At 71.5% G+C, this 22,916-nt stretch carries 16 protein-coding genes and 1 pseudogene; 11 read left to right on the top strand and 6 right to left on the bottom strand.

Features of this window, described 5'->3' with window-relative positions:
• The first annotated feature begins 120 nt into the window (after positions 1-120).
• A complete protein-coding gene (locus tag AB0O48_RS19795; RefSeq protein ID WP_357571254.1) occupies positions 121-2,343 on the top strand; it encodes a hypothetical protein in 2,223 nt (740 codons plus the stop codon).
• Positions 2,344-2,645: 302 nt separating this feature from the next.
• Here AB0O48_RS19795 and AB0O48_RS19800 read toward each other — a convergent pair whose 3' ends face one another.
• Positions 2,646-2,822 carry a hypothetical protein gene (locus AB0O48_RS19800; protein WP_365067360.1) on the bottom strand — a complete coding sequence of 59 codons (177 nt, stop codon included), beginning with the start codon at positions 2,820-2,822 and terminating at the stop codon, positions 2,646-2,648.
• 161 nt (positions 2,823-2,983) lie between these two features.
• On the opposite strand from AB0O48_RS19800, the gene AB0O48_RS19805 reads away from it, so the two are divergent.
• The 4 genes from AB0O48_RS19805 (at position 2,984) to AB0O48_RS19820 (ending at position 9,905) form a co-directional block, all read left to right on the top strand.
• A complete protein-coding gene (locus AB0O48_RS19805) occupies positions 2,984-3,238 on the top strand; it encodes a three-helix bundle dimerization domain-containing protein (RefSeq protein ID WP_357252531.1) in 255 nt (84 codons plus the stop codon).
• A 216-nt stretch (positions 3,239-3,454) separates the two neighbouring features.
• Positions 3,455-7,363: a Pls/PosA family non-ribosomal peptide synthetase gene (locus AB0O48_RS19810; RefSeq protein WP_365067363.1), complete on the top strand. Its 3,909-nt coding sequence runs from the start codon at positions 3,455-3,457 to the stop codon at positions 7,361-7,363.
• Entirely contained in the window at positions 7,360-8,697 is a 1,338-nt protein-coding gene (locus AB0O48_RS19815) for a M1 family metallopeptidase (protein WP_365067675.1), read from the top strand. Before AB0O48_RS19810 ends, AB0O48_RS19815 begins: the two co-directional genes overlap by 4 nt.
• Before the next feature lie 227 nt (positions 8,698-8,924).
• The gene (locus AB0O48_RS19820; RefSeq protein WP_365067366.1) at positions 8,925-9,905 is read left to right on the top strand and encodes an AraC family transcriptional regulator; all 981 of its coding nucleotides are present in this window, start codon (positions 8,925-8,927) and stop codon (positions 9,903-9,905) included.
• A gap of 25 nt (positions 9,906-9,930) precedes the next feature.
• Here the strand turns inward: AB0O48_RS19820 and AB0O48_RS19825 are convergent, their stop codons facing one another.
• The 3 genes and pseudogenes from AB0O48_RS19825 to AB0O48_RS19835 all read right to left on the bottom strand — a co-directional run bounded on the left by AB0O48_RS19825 (position 9,931) and on the right by AB0O48_RS19835 (position 11,605).
• Positions 9,931-10,305 (bottom strand): hypothetical protein, encoded by a 375-nt coding sequence (locus AB0O48_RS19825; protein WP_365067369.1) that lies wholly within the window; start codon positions 10,303-10,305, stop codon positions 9,931-9,933.
• Positions 10,306-10,427: 122 nt separating this feature from the next.
• A pseudogene (locus tag AB0O48_RS19830) lies at positions 10,428-10,979 on the bottom strand (sigma-70 family RNA polymerase sigma factor); the annotation flags it as partial.
• A 209-nt stretch (positions 10,980-11,188) separates the two neighbouring features.
• On the bottom strand, positions 11,189-11,605 hold the full coding sequence (locus AB0O48_RS19835) for a transcriptional repressor (protein ID WP_357252209.1): 417 nt from the start codon (positions 11,603-11,605) through the stop codon (positions 11,189-11,191).
• Between the two features lie 434 nt (positions 11,606-12,039).
• Between AB0O48_RS19835 and AB0O48_RS19840 the strand changes: the two genes are divergently transcribed.
• Together AB0O48_RS19840 and AB0O48_RS19845 are read left to right on the top strand one after the other, a co-directional pair.
• Positions 12,040-15,351, top strand: a complete 3,312-nt coding sequence (locus AB0O48_RS19840; protein WP_357252212.1) for a S8 family serine peptidase — start codon at positions 12,040-12,042, stop codon at positions 15,349-15,351.
• Between the two features lie 123 nt (positions 15,352-15,474).
• Positions 15,475-16,356 carry a hypothetical protein gene (locus tag AB0O48_RS19845; RefSeq protein WP_357252214.1) on the top strand — a complete coding sequence of 294 codons (882 nt, stop codon included), beginning with the start codon at positions 15,475-15,477 and terminating at the stop codon, positions 16,354-16,356.
• A 25-nt stretch (positions 16,357-16,381) separates the two neighbouring features.
• Here the strand turns inward: AB0O48_RS19845 and AB0O48_RS19850 are convergent, their stop codons facing one another.
• A complete protein-coding gene (locus AB0O48_RS19850; RefSeq protein ID WP_365067375.1) occupies positions 16,382-17,023 on the bottom strand; it encodes an SIMPL domain-containing protein in 642 nt (213 codons plus the stop codon).
• A gap of 82 nt (positions 17,024-17,105) precedes the next feature.
• A complete protein-coding gene (locus tag AB0O48_RS19855) occupies positions 17,106-17,336 on the bottom strand; it encodes a hypothetical protein (protein ID WP_357252220.1) in 231 nt (76 codons plus the stop codon).
• Positions 17,337-17,504: 168 nt separating this feature from the next.
• On the opposite strand from AB0O48_RS19855, the gene AB0O48_RS19860 reads away from it, so the two are divergent.
• The 4 genes from AB0O48_RS19860 to AB0O48_RS19875 all read left to right on the top strand — a co-directional run bounded on the left by AB0O48_RS19860 (position 17,505) and on the right by AB0O48_RS19875 (position 22,716).
• Positions 17,505-18,731, top strand: a complete 1,227-nt coding sequence (locus AB0O48_RS19860) for a sensor domain-containing protein (protein ID WP_365067378.1) — start codon at positions 17,505-17,507, stop codon at positions 18,729-18,731.
• The gene (locus AB0O48_RS19865) at positions 18,719-19,375 is read left to right on the top strand and encodes a response regulator transcription factor (RefSeq protein ID WP_365067381.1); all 657 of its coding nucleotides are present in this window, start codon (positions 18,719-18,721) and stop codon (positions 19,373-19,375) included. The genes AB0O48_RS19860 and AB0O48_RS19865 overlap by 13 nt, the downstream gene beginning before the upstream one ends.
• A gap of 111 nt (positions 19,376-19,486) precedes the next feature.
• The gene (locus AB0O48_RS19870) at positions 19,487-20,248 is read left to right on the top strand and encodes an ABC transporter ATP-binding protein (RefSeq protein WP_357252229.1); all 762 of its coding nucleotides are present in this window, start codon (positions 19,487-19,489) and stop codon (positions 20,246-20,248) included.
• Positions 20,245-22,716 (top strand): FtsX-like permease family protein, encoded by a 2,472-nt coding sequence (locus AB0O48_RS19875; RefSeq protein WP_365067385.1) that lies wholly within the window; start codon positions 20,245-20,247, stop codon positions 22,714-22,716. Before AB0O48_RS19870 ends, AB0O48_RS19875 begins: the two co-directional genes overlap by 4 nt.
• The last annotated feature ends 200 nt before the right edge of the window (positions 22,717-22,916 follow it).

Here is a 22,916-nt window from a genome sequence, read left to right on the forward strand (position 1 = left end):
CACCCACAGCGCGCGGTTGTTTCTCCGGTCACGGGGTACGCCCGCTGCGCCATGCGGGCGCCGTCGGATCAGCCGAGCGGGTCGGCGTGAGCCGCGTACACGCCGGGGGGCCGGTGCCGGATGGATCAGCGAGACGCGGGCGGACGCGCCAGAGCTGACGGCGTCGTGGAACTGCGGGTGCACGGGGTGTCCGCCATCGGCGCGGAGGACCTGCTGAATCGACCGCACGTGCAACAGGTGGCAGGTGACCAGCGGGGCGGCTTCTACCGGCCCGACCACGAGAGCGGCGCGGCAGACGGAGTGACGGGCGCGGCAGACGGAGTGACGCTGGAGGCCTACCGCTGGAACAACCTGCCCGCTGGCAACGCGGTGCGAACGCTGTCGATGGTGATCCTGTTGCCCTTCATGCTGATCAACCTCGCCATCTGGATGCGTCCGGCCGGAGCGCGCTCCGACCCGGTGATCAAGGCGCTGTGCCGGCTGTTGGCACTCAGCCTGACCGGGATGTACGTGCAGAGCATGGTGGGGATCGCACTCGACGTGATCGCGTGGAAGTGCATGTCCTCCCCCGAGTGCCTGGCCGGACGCAGCTGGCTCTCCTGGCTCGGAGGCCGTCCCGCCGGACTGCGCCTGGCGGTGCTCGCGCTGGTACCGGCTGCGGCCATCGGCCTGCTGTGGGGGCTCAGCGCCCGCCCGGCACTCCCGTCGCACGTCTTCCGCGCGACTGTCCAACCCCTTCCGGCGCACCGGCTCACCGCCGTCGGTCGGTGGGACAACGAGCCGCTGGTCGGCCGGCTGCGCTCGATTCACGTCGCGGCGGGCTTCGCCACGCTGAACCTCAGCCTGCTCGGCGCCCGGGCCGCACAGGGCTTGTCGATCGGCACCGTCGCGCTCACGGCGGGTGCCGGGCTTCTGCTGATCACGTGCGCGGTCCTGCTCTGCACCCCGCCCCTGACCGCACCCACGGAAGGGCGGCTCGACCGCCTGGTCAGCGCGCTGCCCACGATCACCCTCGGCCTGACCGTGCTGGTCTGGATCCACGTTCTGACCAGTTCCGCCTCCTGGCCGGAGCGCAACGGGCTACCCGGCTACAACCTGACGGTCGTCGGGCTGTCCATCGGTCAGGCGGTACTGCTGGCTGCCCTGGGGGCGGTGCTGCTCTGGCACCGGTATCGACAGCCGGATGCGGCGCCCTCGCTCGGGTTCGGCGCCCTGGCGGCCGCCGTCGCCGCGATCAGTCTGGCGCTGACGTACTCCGCCGAACTGGTCTACCGGGTGTCCGACGTCCTGAACCGGGGAGCACCGACCGCGGAGGGGCTGATCACCAGCCCCCCGCGTGCCTGCATCTGGGCGATCCTCGGCTTCTCACTGGCGGTGCTGGTGACGCTGGCCGTCGCCGGCGTGGCATCGCTGGCGTCCCGACCGGGACGGACACGCGCCGCGGCGTCGATAGTTGCTCGTGACTTCCCGGACGCGCCGAACGATGCCGGGCCACGGTTGCGGCAGGTGCGCAAGGCCATCGCCCGCGCCCAGTTCACCGAGCGGCTGGTGCCGCTCGCGGTGCTCTACGCCTGCCTGGCCGGAATCGGCATGACGATGGTCGCGCTCGGCCTGCTGCCGACGCCACCGGGCGAACTGATCCAGCGGTACGTGGGGCTGCCGGCCAGCCTCGTCGACTTCGGCATCGGAGTCGGCAGCTACCTGATCGCCGCGATCATCCTCGGCCTGGTCATCGGTGGGATCTTCGCCTACCGCACCCCTGGATTTCGCCGGTACGTGGGCGTGCTGTGGGACCTGGGCACCTTCTGGCCCCGAGCCGCACACCCGTTCGCGCCACCCTGCTACGCCGAACGGGCCGTACCCGAACTGACCTGCCGGATCACCCACCTCGTCGACTCCGGCAACACGGTGCTGCTCAGCGGACACAGCCACGGCTCCGTCCTGCTCGCCGCGACCGTGCTCCAACTGCCGCCACGGGTCACCGATCGGATCGCCCTGCTGACCCACGGCTCGCCCCTTCGCCGGCTGTACGCCCGGCTCTTTCCCGCGTACGTCAGCGACGAGGTGATCCACGAGATCGCCGACCGGGTCGACTGGCGGTGGATCAATCTGTGGCGGGACACCGACCCCATCGGAGGGCGGGTCTTTCCGCCGCCCCGACCCGACGCGGCACCCGCCGCAGCCGACCGGGGTACGCCGGTGGACCGACGGCTCCGCGATCCGGCAGGGGTGACCGCCCCGGCCGGCGACATCTTTCCACCGCCGATCAAGGGACACAGCCCCTGCGAGTCCGACGTGGCGTTCGACGAGGCGGCGCAGAGCCTCACCGACCGCATCCGTTGATGGGTACGCTCGTCGCGGCGTGGTGCTCGATGTGCAGGTTGTCGCCGTTGGTGTACCGCGTACCGATCAGCTTGCCGGATCATCCGGCGGTCGGCGTCTCCGCGTGGAGCGCGGCCTGCCGCCCTCGCGGAGCCGGGCGGCTTCGCGTAGCGCCATTTCGCGGCCGCTGCGGGCAAGGTCGGTCAGCAGGCGCTCGGCCGGCCGATCGACGACCACCCGGCCGCCCACGACCGGTGACGCGGTGTGTCGCCCACTCGTACTCGAGGAGGGACATGAGGGCGGCGCTGCGGATGTTCGCCACGTCACGGATGGGCCACGAGCACGGTAGTGATCAGCGCGGCGGCCACCGTCAGGCTCAGGGCCAGTAGCGCTCCGGTAAGGCGGTGGTGGAAGGCCGGGCGACGGGCGAGCGGTTGCTGCAGCGCCGACCATGTCGTCGCGCCGAACAGCGTCAACGTGAGGACCACACTAATGATCATGGGCTGACCAAACGTCAGGGGAACGAGCCTCCTGCGAACGTCCCACCGACGGAGCGGTAGGACCGGCTCCCGAAGGTGAACTTTGCGCGAACGAATGAATGTCGAGTCGATGCTCGGGGCACCACCTGTGGAGACACTGACGACGACGTGCGAGGTGTGTGATGACCGAACCCGCAGCCAGTGGCGGTCTCGTCGACCCGGAGATCGCCTTGCAACGCCAGGTCGAGACGCTGAAACAACGATTTCCGGAGGCTGACGACGCGGACCTTTCCGCCCGCGTTCACGAGACGCACGCACGCCTCAAGGACGAGGCGACTGTCGACTCGCACCTTGTCGCCCTGACCGAGAAGCAGGTGACAGAGGATCTGCGCAGCGGCGGCGAAACCGTGCACATCCGCAGCGACGACCCGGCCTGAGTAGAGACAGGAGTGTGATCGGTCGTCGACGGCAGGTCGCGGCCGCTCGGTGTTCGCGGAGGGGGGATCGCTGTGGTGGTGGACACGAAGCCGTTACGTGGCCCTCTCTTCCGGCCCCGTGCGACGTAGCGTTGAGGGCTGCCCAGGGCGGGTCCGCATGCCGCACGCCTGGTTGACGCCGATCCCTGAGACGAAGATGGTGAACGCCAGGTGCCCGTGACGAGTGATCCCCAGGTGGTCGCGCTACCACCGACAGTCGCCGCACCGGCGGTCCCCGCGGTGTTCCGATCGGCCCCGGCGGCAGCCCGCCGCACGCTTGTCGACATTCTCGACGACTCCGTGCGCGCGCACGCCGAGGCTCTCGCACTCGACGACGGCGCCACGGCACTGACGTACCGCGACCTGGCCGACGAGGTCGAGGCCGTCCGGAGGTCGCTGGCCGGACACGGCATCGGTGTCGGCGACCGCGTGGGCGTCCGGCTCACCTCCGGTACGGCCGAGCTGTACCTGGCGATCCTCGGCGTTCTCGCGGCGGGCGCGGCCTACGTGCCGGTGGACGCGGACGATCCCGAGGAACGCGCCGAGCTCGTCTTCGCCGAGGCGGGAGTCGCGGCGGTGCTCGGTGACGGGCTGGCGGTGTCGGTGCGTCGTACCCCCGTGGGTCGGATCGGCCGACCCGGCCCGGACGACGACGCCTGGATCATCTTCACCTCCGGCTCGACGGGCACCCCGAAGGGTGTGGCGGTCCACCACGGCGCGGCTGCGGCTTTCGTCGACGCCGAGGCGCTGTTGTTCCTCGCCGACGAGGCCAGCGAGGCGATCGGCCCGCAGGACCGGGTCCTGGCCGGACTGTCGGTGGCGTTCGACGCGTCCTGCGAGGAGATGTGGCTGGCGTGGCGGCACGGCGCCTGCCTGGTGCCGGCCGCGCGGTCGCTGGTCCGCAGCGGCGTCGACCTCGGTCCGTGGCTGGCCGAGCAGCGCATCTCGGTGGTGTCGACGGTCCCGACGCTCGCCGCGCTGTGGCCGGTCGAGGCGCTGGAGGAGGTCCGGCTGCTGATCTTCGGTGGCGAGGCCTGCCCACCGGAGCTGGCGCAGCGCCTGGCCGTCGAGGGCCGCGAGGTCTGGAACACCTACGGACCGACCGAGGCGACAGTGGTCGCCTGCGCCGCCCGGATGACCGGCGAGGGACCGGTCCGCATCGGGTTGCCGCTGGCCGGCTGGCAGCTCGCCGTGGTGGACGCCTCCGGCGCTCCGGTCGCGATGGGTGAGACCGGCGAGCTGGTCATCGGCGGGGTGGGGCTCGCCCGCTACCTGGACCCGGGCAAGGACGCCGAGAAGTTCGCGGCGCTGCCCGCGCTCGGCTGGCAGCGGGCGTACCGCAGCGGTGACATCGTCCGGGCGGAGCCCGAGGGGCTCCTGTTCGTCGGCCGCGGTGACGAACAGGTGAAGCTCGGCGGACGCCGGATCGAGCTGGGTGAGATCGACGCCGCACTGCAGGCGCTGCCCGACGTCGCCGGGGCCGCCGCGGCGGTGCGGCGCACCGCCGCGGGCAACCAACTACTGGTGGGGTACGTCGTTCCGCACGACGGCGTCACCTTCGATGCCGCGTCGGCGGCGCTGCGGATCCGGGAGCAGTTGCCGGCCGCTCTCGTGCCGCTGCTGGCCGTGGTGGACGCGTTGCCGACCCGGACGTCCGGCAAGGTGGATCGGGCCGCGCTGCCCTGGCCGCTGGCCACCGGGCAGGACACCGCGGGCGAGCTGACCGCGACGGAGGAGTGGCTCGCCGGCGGTTGGGCGGAGATCCTGGGTGTACGCCCCACCGAGGCGGACGCCGACTTCTTCACCCACGGCGGCGGCAGCCTGAACGCGGCGCAACTGGTGGCCTGGATCCGACGCCGGCACCCGCGGGTCTCGGTGGCCGACATCTACCTCCACCCGAAACTGTCGCGGCTCGCGGGTGTGCTCGACGCGCTCGACACCACGGCGGCGACGCGCCGGGAGGTCCGGCCGACGCCGAGGCGCGCCGGGCTGATCCAGGCGGCGATGTTGGTGCCGATGCTCGCGCTGGTCGGGCTGCGCTGGCTGACCGTCCTGGCCGCCCTCGGCAACGTCCTCGCCCTGTTCGCGCCGGCACCCTGGGCACCTGTCGTGTCCTGGTGGTGGGTGGCGTTGGGTTGGCTCCTGCTGTTCAGCCCGGTGGGCCGGATCGCCGTGGCCGCCGCGGGAGCGCGACTGCTACTGCGTGGGGTTCGCCCCGGCAGCTACCCGCGCGGTGGCGGCGTGCACCTGCGGTTGTGGGCCGCCGAACGTCTCGCCGAGCTGACCGGCGCCACAAGCGTCGCCGGGGCATCCTGGATGATCACTTATGCCCGGGCGCTCGGCGCGTCCATCGCTCCCGACGTCGACCTGCACTCCGCACCGCCGGTCACCGGCCTGCTGAAACTGGGCCGCGGCGCGGCGATCGAGCCTGAGGTCGATCTCTCCGGCCACTGGGTCGACGGCGATGTCGTCCATGTCGGTAGGGTCCGCGTCGGCGCGGGCGCCCGGGTCGGTTCCCGCAGCACCCTGATGCCCGGCGCCCGCATCGGCAAGGGCGCGCGCATCGCCGCCGGGTCGACCGTGACCGGCGCCGTACCGGCGAATCAGCGCTGGGCCGGCTCACCCGCCACACCCGCTGCCAAGGATCCCGCCGAATGGCCCGGTCAGCGGCCCCCGCGAACGCGACTTCGGTCCCGCGGCTGGCCGATCGCGTACGCGCTGACCGCCCAACTGCTGGGGCTGGTGCCGGTCGTGGCCGCCCTGCCGGCGATCGCCCTGCTCGGCTGGACGCTCGCCGTCCGGCCAACTGTCGGCGCGGTGTTGACCGCCGTCGCGGTGGCGACCGTCGCCTACCTGGTGGGCTACGCGCTGCTGGTGCTCGGGGCCGTCCGGGCGCTCAGCATCGGCCTGCGTGCCGGATACCACCGGGTGCAGGGGCGGGTGGCGTGGCAGGTCTGGACGACCGAGCGGCTGATGGGGATGGCGCGGGTCGGGCTGTTCCCGCTCTACGCCAGCCTCTTCACGCCGGTGTGGCTTCGGCTGCTGGGCGCCAAGGTGGGACGCGGGGTGGAGGCTTCCACAGTGCTCGCACTGCCGGCGATGACCACTGTCGCCGACGGGGCCTTCCTGGCCGACGACACCATGGTCGCGACCTACGAGCTGAGCCACGGGTGGCTGCGCGTCGCCCCGGCCCGCATCGGTAAGCAGGCGTTCCTCGGCAACTCGGGAATGGCGGCCCCCGGGCGTTCGGTGCCCAAGCGCGGGCTCGTCGGCGTGTTGTCGTCGGCGCCGTTCAAGGCGAAGAAGGGCTCGTCGTGGCTCGGCGCGCCGCCGATGCCGCTGCGCCGGACCGTGGAAGCCGCCGACACCAGCCGCACCTTCGACCCGCCACTCCGGCTGAAGCTGGCCCGGGCCGCGATCGAGCTGTGCCGGATCGTCCCGGTGATGTGCGCCGGCGCCCTGGCGGTCGGCGTCCTGGCCGTACTCGCGATCGTCTGGCGGGCCGGCGGGGGGTGGGCGGCCGCGCTCGCCGCCGGGCCGGTGCTGCTCGGCGCGGCGATCACCGCCGCCGCCATCGCGACGGCCGCGAAGTGGCTGCTGGTCGGACGCTTCCGGGTCGCCGAGCGCGCGCTGTGGACGTCCTTCGTCTGGCGCAACGAACTCGCCGACACGTTCGTCGAGGCCCTCGCCGCGCCGTGGCTGGTCCGCTTCGCGACCGGCACGCCACTGCTCACGGCCTGGCTGCGCACGCTCGGTGCGAAGATCGGCCGGGGCGTCTGGCTGGAGACCTACTGGCTGCCCGAGTACGACCTGGTGCGCCTCGGCGACGGCGCCACGGTGAACCGCGGTTGTGTGGTGCAGACCCACCTGTTCCATGATCGTGTGATGAGCATGGACGAGGTGACACTGGGCGCGGGAGCCGCGCTGGGTCCGCACGGCATCGTCCTGCCCGGCGCGAGCATCGGCGCGCGGACCACCGTCGGACCCGGTTCACTGGTGACCCGCGGCGACGCCGTGCCGAGCGACAGCCGGTGGCTGGGCAACCCGATCACCACCTGGCCGGCGCCAGCGGCACGGTCGGCATGAATCCGAAGACGGCGTCGAGCGGCGCAACGCCCGGCGCCGGTCGTTCCGGCGACTCCTACCTGCCCGAGCACGGCAACGGCGGCTACCGGGTGCGGCACTACGACCTCGACCTCGACTACCGGGTCATGTCGAACCGGCTCGGCGGCCGGGCCGACATCACCGCGGTGGCCACACAGTCGCTCTCCCGGTTCACCCTCGACCTCGGTCGGCTCCGCGTCCAGGACGTCCGAGTGGACGGGCGCCCGGCGAAGTACCTGCACCGCCCGGACAAACTACAGATCAAACCCGAGCGGCCGATCAACGCCGGGGACACCTTCCGGGTGGACATCCGGTACGCGGGGAAGCCGGTGCCCATCTCCGGCCGCTGGGGCACCCTCGGGTGGGAGGAGCTCACCGACGGGGTGCTCGTGGCCAGCCAGCCGAACGGGTCGCCGTCGTGGTTCCCGTGCGATGACCAGCCCGGCGCCAAGGCGACCTTCCGGGTGGCGGTCACGGCTCCCTCCCCGTACACGGTGTTGGTGACCGGTGATCCCGTGCACCATCGCCGGGGCGCGGGCGGCGCGACGTGGGTGTACGAGCGGCGCGAGCCCACCTCGCCGTACCTGATGAGCGTCCAGATCGGGCGCTACGAGATGGTGGACCTCGCGGTCGGTGCGGTGGTGCAGCGCGCCGCGATCCCGCCCGCGCTGCGCCGCAACGTCGCCCACGACTTCGGCCGGCACGGCCAGATCATGTCGGCGCTGCAGCGACTCTTCGGGCCGTACCCCTTCCGGGAGTATGTCGTCGTGGTCGCCGACGACGACCTCGACGATCCGGTCGAAGCGCAGGGCATGGCGGTCTTCGGGCGAAACCACGTCGACGGGCGGCGCACGCACGAGCGGCTCGTGGTGCACGAGCTGGCCCACCAGTGGTTCGGCAACAGCCTCACGGTGGCGGACTGGAGGCACATCTGGCTCAACGAGGGCTTCGCCACGTACGCCGAGTGGCTGTGGTCCGGCGTCTGCGGCGACCTGCCCACCGACGCCCTGGCCGCGCGGTGGTACGCGTGGGTCGCGGATCGCCCGCGCACCGTCGTCGTCGCGGATCCCGGCGTCGACCGGATGTTCGACCCGCTTGTCTACAAGCGTGGCGCGCTCACGGTGCACGCCCTGCGCAAGAGGGTCGGCGACGAGTCGTTCTTCGCGCTCCTGCGAGGCTGGGTCGCCGAGCACCGACACGCGACGGTGACGACCGAGCAGTTCCGTCTGCACGCCCAGCGCTTCGCCCGCGAGCCCCTGGACGATCTGTTCGCCGCCTGGCTCGACAGCCCGGCGCTGCCTCCACCGCCTCGCTGACCAGGCCGGACGCGAACGGTTGGAGACGGGTGCCCTTGCCCGACTGCTTGACCAAGGACACCCGCCGAATCGCCTTGGCAACAGCCGGACGAGGCGATCTACCTGCTGCATATCCGCAGCACGGGTGGTACCACCAGACAGCGGGCGGCGATCTACGCCTGGCGCGAAGGTGATGCGTATCGTGGCTGGGGACCGTCGCCGAGAGTATGGACGGGAGAGGCCTGGACATGACAGATGGCACGGTCTACACCGGCTCACACTGGCAGCGCTACGCCACCAACGACACCGATGAGGCGCACGCCTACATCCGGCGGGCATTCCTCGACATCAAGGTGCGGTCGTCCGGTGGGGGCCGCGACGGAGCCGGCCTGCCCACCGTCACCACCGCGCTCGCCGACCTCGGCGTGACCCGGCTGCACTACTCGGCGCACACCCAGGCCCGGACGGCCCCGGACGGCGATCTGAACATCACCCACCTGGTGGGCGGGCGCTTCACCATCGCCAGGGACAAGGACGAATACCGGTTACGGCCCGGGGACGTGATGCTGATCCTGCCGGACCAATCCGCGGACCTCGCCTACGACGACGTCGACACGTTGGTCGCCCGCCTCCCCCGCGCCCTGCTCGAAGAGGTCGCCCACGCGCAGACCGGCATCAGCAGCGCCGACCTGCGCTTCGACAGCTCCCGGCCGATCTCGGCGGCGCTCGGTCGGCACTGGACCCAGACCGTCTCCCACCTGACCCGCAGCGTGCTGTCCGACCCTGCCCTGATGGCCAACCCGCTGGTCGCCGGGACCACCCGCCACCTGCTCGCGGCGACGGCCCTTACCGTGTTCCCCAACACCGCCCACGCCGCGACCCTGCGCCCCGCCGGCGGGGTCACCCCGCAGGCGTTACGCCGAGCCGTGAGCTACATCGACGACCATGCGGACCGGCCGATCACGGTCGACCAGGTCGCCGCCGCGGCCGGTGTGCGTCCCCGGGCTCTGCAACTCGCGTTCCGCCGCCACCACGACACGACACCGATGCGGTACGTCCGCGAGGTCCGCCTCGAACGCGCGCACCGCGCCCTGCGGGCCGCCGACCCGACCACCGGTGCCACCGTCGCCATGATCGCCAGACGCTGGGGCTTCACCCACCTCGGACGCTTCAGCACCGACTACCGCGCCGCCTACGGGTGCAGCCCCAGCCACACCCTGCGCACCTGACGCCCGCCTCAAGGTGATCGATGGTTCAGGTCGTGAGGGCGACCTTCAGCCAGCCCGGGTCGCGGTCCTGGAACTGGCGGTACGCCTGCAGCACGTCGGTCATCGGTTCGTGTCTGGTCAGCAGCTGTGCCGGGTCGACGGTGCCGTTGGTTAGTGGGTGGCGGGCCACCGCGAACCCATCGGTTCCCGGCCGAGCATGCAACTCGGCCTGGTGCCCGACGCCGCCGTGCCCCTGGACACCGCCGCACCGGAACTCGCCCGCCGCTGACTCCTCCTCCCCCAACCCGCCGTCCCGGCGCGCCTGCCCGACCTGCTGCTGCCCTTTCGCAAAATCCGCGACCGGCAGCTGACTCGCCCCGAAATCGGAGCCGCCCGCCGTCAGCGTCCGACTGATGGGCACTCCCCGGTTCCGCGGCGACGCCCGTGATGCACCGGCACCACCCGTGCGGCGCCGGTACGGCGAGGGCGCCATTGGTCCCTGCGGCGGCCGGATCCACCGACCGCCGCAGGAAACCTGCTCCCTCAGGGGGTGGCAGTGAGCTGCACCCTCAGCTTGGCCAGCGCGCGGGTCAGCAGGCGGGAGACGTGCATCTGTGACACCCCGACCTCCTCGGCGATGCCCTGCTGGGTCAGGTTGCCGTGAAAGCGCAGTGCGACGACCTTCCGCTCCCGGTCGTCAAGGCGCGCGAGGGCCGAGGTGAGAGCCACCTTCAGCTCGGCGAGGGCGAGTTCGTTGTCGTCGCCGCCGAGGGTGTCGCCCAACTCCCTGGACGAGGTGCCATCGCCGATCGGGGTGGACAGTGAGACCGCGTTGTAGGCGCGGGCGCCTTCCAGTCCTTCGAGGACTTCCTCCTCCGTGAGGTCGAGATGTCGGGCGATGTCGGCGACGGTCGGCGAGCGGCCCAGCAGCTGGGTGAGGCTGTTGTTGGCCTCGGCGATGGCCATGCGCCGCTCCTGCAGCCGTCGGGGAACCCGGACGTCCCAGGTGCGGTCACGGAAGTGGCGCTTGATCTCTCCCACGACGGTGGGGATCGCGTAGCTGGCGAACTCGATCCCCCGCGTCGGGTCGAACCTCACGCGTACTCAGGCCGGGCCGAATTCGCCGCCCAACTCTTGGTCAGCAGGTCCAGGGCGGCTTTGCTCGCCATAGAACGGCAGGCCCGGGAGCGCGACAGCGCACCTACCACGACCCGTTCGCCGGCTGCGTCCCCCTCACGGGTCGAGAAGTTCCGCCAGCAGTACGCCCGCCGCAGGCCCAGGGCACGTGACCATCGGACTTACGTTCAGCGGACGCACTCGGCGCAGGTGCCGAAGATCTCCAGGGTGTGACCGACGTCCACGAACCCGTGCTGGGCGGCAACCTGGTCGGCCCACCGCTCCACGGCCGGACCGGCCACCTCGACGGTGCGCCCACAGTCTCGGCAGACCAGGTGGTGGTGGTGTTTGCTCTGGCTGCACCGGCGGAAGAGTTGTTCGCCGCCCGGCAGCCGAGTCGAGTCGATCTCGCCGGCGTCCACCAGCAGTTGCAGGGTTCGATAGACGGTGGTCAGGCCGACCCCCGCCTTACGCGCCAGCAGCATCTGGTGCAGTTGCTGCGCCGAGTGGAAGCCCTCCACCTCGCGCAACAGCGCCAGTACCTCTGCCCGCTGTCGGGTGTTCCGGGTCACACTCGGCATCGCCTGGTTCACCGTGGCCGCCATCCTCCCGTGATGTCGGGCCGCCGGCCTGCCGCTTGCGACACGTCGCCTCGCTACCCGTCGGACCATTATGCGTGCGCGTGAGCGTCGCCGCGCCATCTCGCGACCCCGCCTTCTGTGCCACCGCGGGGCAGCGCAGATCGACCCGCCGCAGATCGAACGCCGGGCGCACGGTAACGGAAACCGAAACGAGTGCCGATAGGGCGGCGGGTGTGACAGCGCGACAGCACCGCAGCGTAGCGATGGCCGATTTTGGTCAGGCGACATCCTTCGAGGTCATGGCGGTCGATCTCATCCCCGCCGCGAAGGGGCACGCTGGCGACGTCACGGAGAGATCACAACGTCGAACCATCTATCGACATCGACTACCAACACCACGAAGGATCGCTCACGCGTGCCCTGTCATCTCAGGGCCCTGTTCTCTGGAGGAAGAGAACGTGAGTAGACCCCGCAACCTGAGCAGGCGTACCTCCGCCGCGCTCTTCGCATCGGTCCTGGCGGCCGGCGCCATGACCGTGCCGGGTGGTGCCGCCACCGCGAGCGCCGCTCCCTCCACCCCCGACACTCCGGCGGCGACCCCCGCGGAGGCGTTAGGCTCGCACGACGCCAAGCTGCTCGCGCAGGCCGAGGCGAAGCACGCGCCGACGGTCACCCTGATCGTCGCGGCCGAGAAGGGCCAGAGCAAGGCCGTCGTCGACGGCGTCGAGGCCCTCGGCGGCGCGGTCAACCGGCGTTTCGACCAGATCGGCTACGTCCTGGCCACCGTGCCCACCAGCAAGGTGCTCAAGGCCGCCAGGCTGCCGGGCGTCGCCGCCATCGACCTGGACGAGGTCATCCAGCTACCGGACCCGACCGCCGGTGCCGCGGCCTCCGGTGCGAAGGCCGCCGCGCAGGGTGCGACGCTCAGCGGTCCGGGCGCGGGCACCGGCGCGGTGAACCCGTACATGCCGACGAACGAGACCGGCGCGGAGTCCTTCAAAGCGGCTCATCCGCAGTGGGACGGCCGGGGGGTGACCATCGGCATCATGGACTCCGGCATCGACCTGGATCAGCCGGCGCTGCAGAAGACCACGACCGGTGAGCGGAAGATCGTCGACTGGGTCACCGCCACCGACCCCGTGACCGAGAACGACGGCACCTGGCGGCGCATGGTCACCGAGGTCACCGGACCCTCGTTCAGCGCGGGCGGCGCGACGTGGACCGTGCCAGCGGGCACCTACACGTTCAACCTGTTCCGCGAGTCGATCACCGCCGCCAGCGACCCGGCGGGTGACGTCAACCGCGACGGGGACACCACCGACGCGTGGGGCGTGCTGTACAACCCGCAGACCCACGACATCTGGGTCGACGTCGACCAGGACAACAGCTTCACCGACGAGACGCTGATGCGCCCGTACCGGGAGCGCTTCGACGTCGGGCACTTCGGCACCGACAACCCCGCCACCGCCGTACGGGACCAGATGCCCTTCGTGGTCGAGTACCGCGAGGACGTCGACATCGCCCCGGGCGACGGAAAGCCCGGCCCGTACGCCGACTACGTCAACATCGGCATCATCGAGGCCACCCACGGCACCCACGTCGCCGGCATCACCGCCGCCAACGACATGCTCGGCAACACCGCCTTCGACGGCGCCGCCCCCGGCGCCAAGCTCGTCTCCGCCCGGGCCTGCTCCTGGGGTGGCGGCTGCACCACCGCGGCGCTGACCACCGGCATGGCCGACCTGGTCATCAACCGGCACGTCGACGTGGTCAACATGTCCATCGGCGGCCTGCCGACGCTCAACGACGGTGCGAACGCCCGCGCGCAGCTCTACAACGACCTGATCACCACCTACGGCGTGCAGATGTTCATCTCCGCCGGCAACTCCGGACCGGGCCTGAACACCGTCGGCGACCCCTCGGTCGCCGAGAACGTCGTCAGCGTCGCCGCGAACATCAGCAAGGACACCTGGCTGGCCAACTACGGCTCGGTGGTCACGAAGAAGAACGCGCTGTTCAACTTCTCCTCCCGCGGCCCGCGCGAGGATGGTGGCTTCAAGCCGAACATCACCGCTCCCGGGTCGGCGATCTCCACCGCGCCGACCTGGCAGCCGGGCATCCCCGTTGCCGAGGCCGGCTACGCGCTGCCGCCGGGCTACCAGATGCTCAACGGCACGTCGATGGCCTCCCCCCAGGCCGCCGGCGCCGCCGCTCTGCTGCTCTCCGCCGCCAAGGCCACCGACAAGGGTGTCACCCCGGCCGCGCTGCGCCGGGCCATCTACACCTCCGCCAAGCCCATCGCGGGCGTGGCGACGTACGCGCAGGGCTACGGCATGTTCAACGTCGCCGGCGCGTGGAAGCTGCTCGCCAAGACCGTCGAGACCCGCTCGTACGTCTCCGACGCCCCGGTCTGCACCGAACTGTCGGAGAACCTCACCCGCTACGACCGCGACCTGAGCCGGTTCGTCCCCAACCCGAACCGCGGCGCCGGCGTCTACAACCGCTGCACCGCGGCCGAGGGCGGGCACAAGGTCGGCCAGAGCCGCACCTACCCGGTCAAGGTCACCCGGACCAGCGGACCGGCCGGAACCATCAGCCACAAGCTGGCCCTGCGCGGCAACGACGGCACCTTCACCGCACCCAGGACGGTCGCGCTACCGCTGAACAAGACCGTCACGATCCCGGTCACCGCCAAGCCGTCGACCACCGGCGCGCACGGCGCGATCCTGACCGTGGACGACCCGAAGACCTCGGTGCTCGACTTCGAGGTCTCCGCCGTCGTGGTGGCCGCCACCACCGTCACCAAGCCCAGCTACTCGTTCTCCGCCGAGGGCTCGGTGGCGCGCAACAGCTTCACCTCGTACTTCATCACCGTGCCGGCCGGCGCGGGGGCGCTGCAGGTGAACCTGTCCGGCATCGCCACCGGGTCGCAGACCCGGTTCATCGCCATCAACCCCTACGGCGTACCGGTGGAGAGCACGGCCAGCACCGCCTGCTACACCAACTACTCCGACGCCGCCGCCTGCAAGCCGCAGGAGCGCGACTACCAGAACCCGATCGCCGGGGTCTGGGAGATCGAGGTGGAGGCACGGCGGACCTCCCCGGCGTTGAACAACCCGTTCCAGTTGCAGGCGCGGGTGCAGGGCGTGCAGGTCGAGCCGGCCGTGATCGAACTGCCGACGCTCACCGCCGGCCAGCCGACCCCGGCGACCTGGACGCTGACCAACACCTTCGGCCCGGTCGCGGTGACCGGTCAGGGTGGTCCACTGTCCAGCGTGCACGCCGAGCGGCCGACCATCGCCGAGGGCGCCCAGCAGGAGTACCTGGTGGACGTTCCGGGCGGTGCCAGCAGGTTCACGGCTCGGATCGGAAACACCGCCAACCTGGGCGCCGACCTGGACCTGACGGTGTTCCGCGGCGACGCGCAGGTCGGCCAGGCCGCCGACGGTGACTCCGAGGAAGCGGTCACCATCGCCAACCCGCCGGCGGGAACCTACCGGGTCGTCGTCGACGGGTACGCCGTCGACGGACCGAACACCAGCACCGCCTACGACTACCGGGACTCGTTCTCGGCATCATCGCTGGGCACGCTGGACACCCCGCCGACCCCGCTCGCCCTGCCCAACGGCGCCACCGCCACCCTCACCGGGACGGTGACCGCGCAGTCCGCCCCGAGCGCCGGGCGTGAGCTGTACGGCGAACTGGCCGTCGTCACCAACGACGGCGCGGTCGTCGGACGCGGCGCCGTCTCCATCGGCACCGTCAACTGATCCATCCGCACCGCGTGGGAGCCCATCCCCGATCTCCTGGGCTGGGCTCCCACGCACCGCGACCCGGGGCCGACGCGACAGCGACATGTCCCGAGGTGGATCGCCGCGGTTAGGGTGTCCAACGTGGACCTCGCGGACCTGTTGATCGATCCGGTGAACAAGGGCTTCGCCAGCCTGGACGCGTCTCTGCTGCCGGAGCTACGGGCGATCCGCCGCGATGGTCCAGCTCGGGCCCGGCGTCCCGCGCTGCTTGCCTTGCTGCACCTCGGCGGCGAAGGGGCGCTCGACCCCGCTGACCTGGCCGTGCTGCGGCGGCTCATCACGATCAAGCTTCCCCACGACCGGCCGTACTCGATTGATGGCTGCTTCAACTCGTGGCTGACCGTGCGTGGCGGTGATCAGCAGGAGATCATGCAGGTGCTTGGTTTGACCAGGTCCGCGCCCGCCACCTACGGCCTCGGCGAGACGCTCGTCGCTCACCTCGGTCACGGCGGACCCGACGGTTCCCGTACGTGGCGACACGTATTCATCTCGCCGTTGCTCAACGGGTGGACAGTGGTCTCCGGCCCGAGTTGCGATCCCGACGGCGAACCTCAGGTTGAAGAGTGGGTCCAGGAGCTGAGCTCCCGGTACGGCGACACGCAGGCCTACTTCTACGGCAACCAGGGCGACGGCGACGCGTGGCTGGTCGGCTCGCGCGGGCAGATCATCCGCCGTTTCAGCAGTGCGAAGCCGGAAACGGCGACCGGTGAGCCGCTGCCGATCGAGCAGCGCACCGTGGCGCGTCTCGGTCTCACCGGGCCGCCGGAACGGCTTGAGGCCGAAGAGCTGTGGGACTTCGTCGGTGAGTGCGGGGCGCCGCAGGTCGCGGCCGAGGTGAGCATCGACCCGGTGTCCACCGGCTGGCCCGATGACCTCGACGTGCACGGTCGGCCGCTGATCGCCTGGCCCGAGTCGGACGACGACGTCAGCATCCTCCGCGACTGCTACGTCTTCCGCATCTGAGGTGATCAGCAAAGCTCCGAACACGTCAGTCACGGGCTACGGCGTAGCCAAGCACCACGGCGGCGGACACCACGACGTGGCCTGGGGCGAGGTCTTGGGCGCTCGTCGCGGCGGCTTCGGCGTGGCTGCGGTAGCGGGAAGCGCCCGGCTGCTCCGGGTCCACGTCCTCAATGTGCAGGACCGCACCGATGCGTACGCCGGCGGCCTTGGCGTACAACTCGGCCTTCGCGCGGGCCGCGGCCACCGCCTCGCGCCGAGCCTCGGCCCGTAGTTCGCGCTTGCCGGTGACGTCGAACTCGACGCTCTCGATCTCGTTGGCGCCCGCCGCGACGATGTCGATCAGCAGTTGCTCGACGTCGTCCAGGACGCCGGACTGGATCGCGAAGGCCGCCTGGCACTGGTAGCCGATGAACTTGCGTGACCCGTCCGTGTATTCGGTGGCGGTCTTCAGGTCCAGGCGCGAACCCTCGACCGCCGCGTCGGCTATCCCGTGCTCCCGCAGCGCGCCGCGCACGGCCCGCACGGCTATGCGAGCCGCCTCGAACGCGGCGGCCGGGACCTGCTCTACCCGGACGATTTTGAACCTGACGCGCACAAGATCCGGTAGGGCCTTCACGCTCGCCGCACCGAACGCGGTGATGCCCCAGGGATGTTCCACCATCTGCATGAACGCCGATCCAACCAGACTGTCCCCCGGCCCGTACTCCCGGTACGCGTTCTTGGGCGCGACGAGAGGTGGGGTTTCGTCGTTACGACTCTCGCGCCCGGTTGCGGCGGTGGTGGACGGTCAGCGCGACCGCGCAGAGCACCACCACCAGGCCGAACGCCGAGCTGAGCCACTGGTTGTCCACCGCGGTCGACAGCACCACGTTGGCCGCCGCGCTGACGAAGAGCACCAGCCACAGCAGTGGGCGGAGCAGGCCGCCCGGCTTCTTCGGCGCGGCGACCGGGGCCTCGGTGATGCGGTACGGATCGGTCATGACTGCCTCCTCGGGCGTTCGTTCCTCGACGCCGTCAACGCTAGGCGGGCGGCGCGGCGGGAACGATCCCGCCAGCTCGACGACAGTGGTACAGCAGGCTGCACCTTCCACGCCGAGCGTTGCCGGGCCGGGCCCCCGGTGGCCTATGTTGGCGGAGGAGGTGGGTCGATGGCGTACGTGCGGGGCCGGGTTCGCGCCTCGGTCGACGCCCTGGAGCACCTCGTCGGAGGGCTGGGCACCGCCACCCTGGCGTTGGGCGCGCTGCTCTGGGCGGCGATCGTGGCGGTGACCTGCCTGGTCGGGGTGGGGCTGCTGGCGGCGCCCGGTGCGTTGCGGGCGGTGCGCTCGGTGGCCGACCGGGAGCGTGCCCGGCTGTCCCGCTGGGGCGAGCCCATCCCCACGCCGGGACCGGTGCCGGTCGGGTTGCGGACGGCGACGCGTGATCCCTTCGTGCGCCGGGAGCTGGGCTGGGTCGGGCTGCACTCGCTCATCGGCCTGGTGACCGGGCTGGTCGGCCTCGTGCTGCCCCTCTCCGCCGTCCAGTACGTCACGTTCCCGCTGTATTACCGGCTGCTCCCGGCTGATGCCGGCGAGCCGGGAATCGTCTGGTGGCGCGTCGACGGATTGTCCGAGGCACTCGTGGTCGGGTTGCTCGGGGTGGGCTGGCTGGCCGCCGCGGTCTGGTGCAGCCCGGCCCTGGCCCGCCTCCAGGCGTGGCCGGGCCGGTTGCTGCTGCCGCCGCCGCCGGGTGTCGACCTGTCGCTGCGGGTGGCCGAGCTGACCGCCACCCGCGCCGCGGCGCTGGACGCCCACGCTGTCGAACTGCGCCGGATCGAGCGGTCGTTGCACGACGGCACCCAGAACCGGTTGGTCGCGGTCAACGTGTTGCTGGGTGCCGCGCGGCGGGCCGCGCGCCGCAATCCGGACCGCGTCGACGAGATCCTCGGGCAGGCGCAGGACGCTGCGGAGCAGGCGCTCGGCGAGCTGCGTACGGTGGTGCGCGGAATCCTGCCACCGGTGCTGGACGACCGGGGTCTCGCCGGCGCGTTGGCGGGCCTGGCCGGCAGTTGCGTGGTGCCCTGCCGACTTGAGGTGGACGTGACGGTGCGGTGCGCGGCCTCGGTCGAGGCCACCGCGTACTTCGTGGTGGCCGAGGCGCTGACCAACGTCGTCCGGCACAGCGGTGCGAGCCGGGTGGACGTGGCGGTGCGCCGCGAGCGCGGCCGGCTGCTGGTGTGCGTTGAGGACGACGGGCACGGCGACGCGGACGAGGCGCGCGGCTCGGGGCTCACCGGTATCCGCCGGCGGGTCGAGGCGTACGACGGCCGAATGACACTGACGAGCCCGCCGGGCGGGCCGACGAGAATGGACGTGGAGCTGCCATGCGGATCGTGATCGCCGAGGACGACCCGCTGCTGCGTGAGGGGTTGGCTCTGCTGCTGCGGGCGGAGGATCTGGACGTGGTCGCCACGGCCGGTAATCCGGGCGAGTTCCTGGTCGCCGTCGACGAACACGCACCGGACGTCGCGATCGTGGACGTACGGATGCCGCCGACCCACACCGACGAGGGCATCGTGGCCGCGGTGGAGGCCCGGCGGCGGCGCCCCGGCCTCGCGGTGCTGGTCCTGTCGGCGTACGTGGAGCAGGCGTTCGCCACCGACCTGTTCTCGGTCGGCGCCGTCGGGCTCGGTTATCTGTTGAAGGAGCGGGTGGGCCGGGTCGAGGAGTTCCTCGCCGCGCTGCACCGCGTCGCGGACGGCGGCAGCGTGATCGACCCGGAGGTGGTGGCGCAGCTGCTCGCCCGCAACCGCCGGACGGACACGGCGCTGAGCGAGCTGTCGCCGCGTGAGCGTGAGGTGCTGGGGCTGATGGCCGAAGGGCTCGGCAACGGCGCGATCGCCGAGCGGCTGTTCGTCACCGACGGCGCGGTACACAAGCACATCCGCAGCATCTTCGCGAAGCTTCAGCTTCCACCGGACGACCAGGCCGACCGCCGGGTCACCGCGGTGCTGCGTTTCCTGGACGGCGGTCGGCGGTAGCGCCTGCTGTACCCGGACCTGGCAGCCCGCGGGATGGTTGCCGTTCTCCCACGTCAATAGCGTTTCTGGTGCGCGCAGTTCTTGCCGATGACACGGAGAGAGGCCACCAGAATGCCGGATTATCCGGGACAGACAATCGAACCGGCGGTACGCGTCGAGCACCTCACACGCGTGTACGGCGCCGGCCGCAACCAGGTGACCGCGCTTGCGGGCATCGATGTCGGCTTCGACCGGGGCACCTTCACCGCGGTGATGGGACCCTCGGGCTCTGGCAAGAGCACGCTGCTGCAGACCGCCGCCGGGCTCGACCGGCCCAGCTCCGGTCGGGTGGTCATCGGCGGCACCGACCTGTCCGGGCTGTCCGAGACCCGCTTGACCGAGCTGCGTCGTACCCGGATCGGGTTTGTCTTCCAGGCGTTCAACCTGATCGGTGCGCTCACCGTCGAGGAGAACATCGTGCTGCCCCTGCGCCTGGCCGGCGTCCGACCGGACCGGGCCTGGCTGACCCGGGTGGTCGAGCGGGTCGGCCTCACCGACCGACTGCACGACCGGCCGGCCGCGCTCTCCGGTGGCCAGCAGCAGCGGGTGGCGATCGCCCGGGCGCTGGCCACCCGCCCCGAGGTGATCTTCTCGGACGAGCCCACCGGCGCCCTCGACTCGCGGACCGCGGCGGAGGTGTTGACGCTGCTTCGCGCGGTCGTGGACGAACACGGGCTGACCGTGGTGATGGTGACCCACGATCCGATCGCCGCGTCGTACGCGGACCGGGTGCTCGTGTTGGCCGACGGTGCGATCGTCGCCGACCTCCCGCAGCTCGGAGCCGCCGGTATCGCCGAGCACCTGGCCTCGCTGGATCGGCGGGTCCTGCGATGACCGGGCTCGCCGCCCGCCTGCTGCGGCACCGTGCCGGCCCCGCCGCCGCGACCCTGCTGGCCCTGATCGCCGGCGTGCTGATCCTGGTGGCGATGGGCACGCTCGTCGAGTCCGGGCTGCGGTTCCGCGCGGAGCCACGCCTGTGGGCCACGGCCGACGTGGTCGTCGCCAACCGCACGGTCAGCCACACGTTCAAAGAGTTCGGCGGCGACACCACCACGAGCACCGTCACGTTGCCCGAGGGCGGCACGGTGGACGCGGCCCTGGTGGACCGGATCCGCCAGGTGCCGGGCGTCGCGGCCGTCACCGGCGACGAACGGGTGCTGATCGGCTCACCCGCGGCCGTGGGACACGGCTGGGACACGTACGCCTTCACCGGTCGTCCCATCGCTGCGGGTGCCGCGCCACGGGCCGACGACGAGGTGCTCGTCGACACCCGTCTCGGCGCGGCTCCCGGCGACCGCATCGACCTGGTCGTCGCCGGGGCCAGTCGGTCGTACCGGGTGAGCGGAACCGCCGAGACCGGTTCGGCGGCGGTGTTCTTCACCGACGCGCAGGCCGCCCGGATGTCCGCCCACCCGGGCCGGGTGGATGCGATCGGCGTGCGGATGGCGCCCGCCGCCGACCTCGGCGCGGTACGCGAGATCGCGTCGGCGGCGGGCGCCACGACCTACGCCGGAAAAGACCGTGCGAACGTCGAGCAGTCGGAGAACCAGACCGCCCAGACGTTACTGATCGAGGCCGGTTCGGCTTTCGGGGGGTACGTCGTCCTGCTGATCGTCTTCGTGGTGGCCGGCACCATCGGTCTGTCCGTCCGGCACCGTCGGCGTGACCTGGCGTTACTACGCGCGGTCGCGGCCACGCCGGGGCAGGTGCGCCGCATGCTGATCGCCGAGGCCGCGCTGCTCGCCCTGATCGGCTCGGCGGTCGGCGGCCCGGCCGGCCTACTGGCGGCCCGCTGGGTGCACGGCGAGTTGGTCGGGCGAGGGTTCGTGCCGGAAAGCTTCCCGATGGTCGGCGGCCTGTTCGCGGTGCCGGCCGCGGTCGGTACGGCGGTCCTCGTGGCGGTGCTCGCCGCGTTGGTCGCCGCCCGCCGGGTCACCGGGATCAAGCCGATCGAGGCGCTCGGCGAGATCGCTGTCGAGCCCCGGCGCAGCGGCCGGGTGCGGCTGATCGCCGGCGTGCTGACGCTGGCGGCGGCCGGCACCTCCGGGGCGTTCACGCTCGGTGCCGTCGGATCGACCGGGGCACTGGCCGGCGCGGTCGGCATGCTGTACCTGTTCCTCATCGCGGTGGCGCTGCTCGCACCGAGGATCAACGCGTACGCGGCACGCCTGCTCACCCCACTGTTGCCGCGGATGTGGCGGGTCAGCGGCTATCTGGCCGCAGCCAATCTGCGGGCCAACGCGCAGGGCATGGCGACCGTCCTGACCGCCCTCGTGCTGTCCGTGGGGTTCGGCGGCTCGGTCTGGTTCCTGCAGACCAACCTCGAACGGCAGACCACCACGCAGAGCAGCGCGGGAACACTCGCCGAGCGGGTGCTTGTCGCTCCGGGTGGGCTGCCGACGGACACGGCCCGGGAGATCCGCGAGTTGGCCGGGGTGCAGGCGGCCACCGGTGTACGCCGTACGCAGGTGCTGGTGCGGGCGCTCGGCGGAATCGAGCCGGTCAGCGCGCAGTCGGTCGACCCGGCGGACATCACGTCGCCGATGGACCTCGCCGTGCGCGAGGGCACCCTCGCCGACCTGCGCGCCGGCACGGTCGCCCTGTCGGCGATGCAGGCGTCCTCGTCCGGCTGGGATGTCGGCGATCAGGCGGAACTCTGGCTGGGCGACGGGACCCCGGTCACGTTGGACGTCATCGCGATCTACGGCCGTGGCCTCGGTTTCGGCGACATCACGCTGGCCGCCGAGACGGTCGCCGGGCACACGGCCGGGAATACCGACGACGAGGTCCTGGTCCGCGCCGGCCCGGAGGCCGACACCGCACTGGCCACGTGGTCGGCTGCGCGACCCGGCACCGAGGTTCTCGACGCCGCCACCCGTACGCGCCTGCTCAGCAGTGATCTGGCGCTTGGCGCCTGGCTGAATCGGCTGCTGATCGCTGTGATGGTGGGGTACGCGGCGCTGGCGGCCGCCACCACGATGGTGCTGGCCGCACTGGCCCGTCGCCGCGAGTTGGCGTTGCTCCAACTGGTCGGGGTCACCCGCCGGCAGATTCGGGGGATGGTGCGGGCCGAACAGGCCGGGCTGCTCGGCACCGCGGTGCTGATCGGCGCGACGATCGCGGCGCTGACCCTGAGCGCGATCGTGAACGGACTGACCGGCAGCCCGATCCCGTACGTCCCGCCACTCGGTTGGGTGGCGGTGCTCGGCGGCGCGACACTGCTGGCCTTGACGACCACTGTGTGGCCCGTCCGACGGCTGCTCGGGGCTCCTCCGATCGACAACATCGGTGTGCGGGAGTAGGCGTCGCGGCTCGAATATCGGCAACCGTGCCGCCTCCGCGTACATTGCTGAGGCGGCACGGTCGCCCTGACGTCCCGGCCCACCCGGAGCCTCAGCCACGGCTGGTGTTCACCGGGGAGCGGCACGACTACGACGAGGGCGTGGTTGTCGTCATGGCCGACCCCGAGGACCACGAGTTCCGCCTGGTTCAGTACCACCGC

It is taken from the genome of Micromonospora sp. NPDC085948 (assembly GCF_040686315.1).
Classification (GTDB): domain Bacteria; phylum Actinomycetota; class Actinomycetes; order Mycobacteriales; family Micromonosporaceae; genus Micromonospora.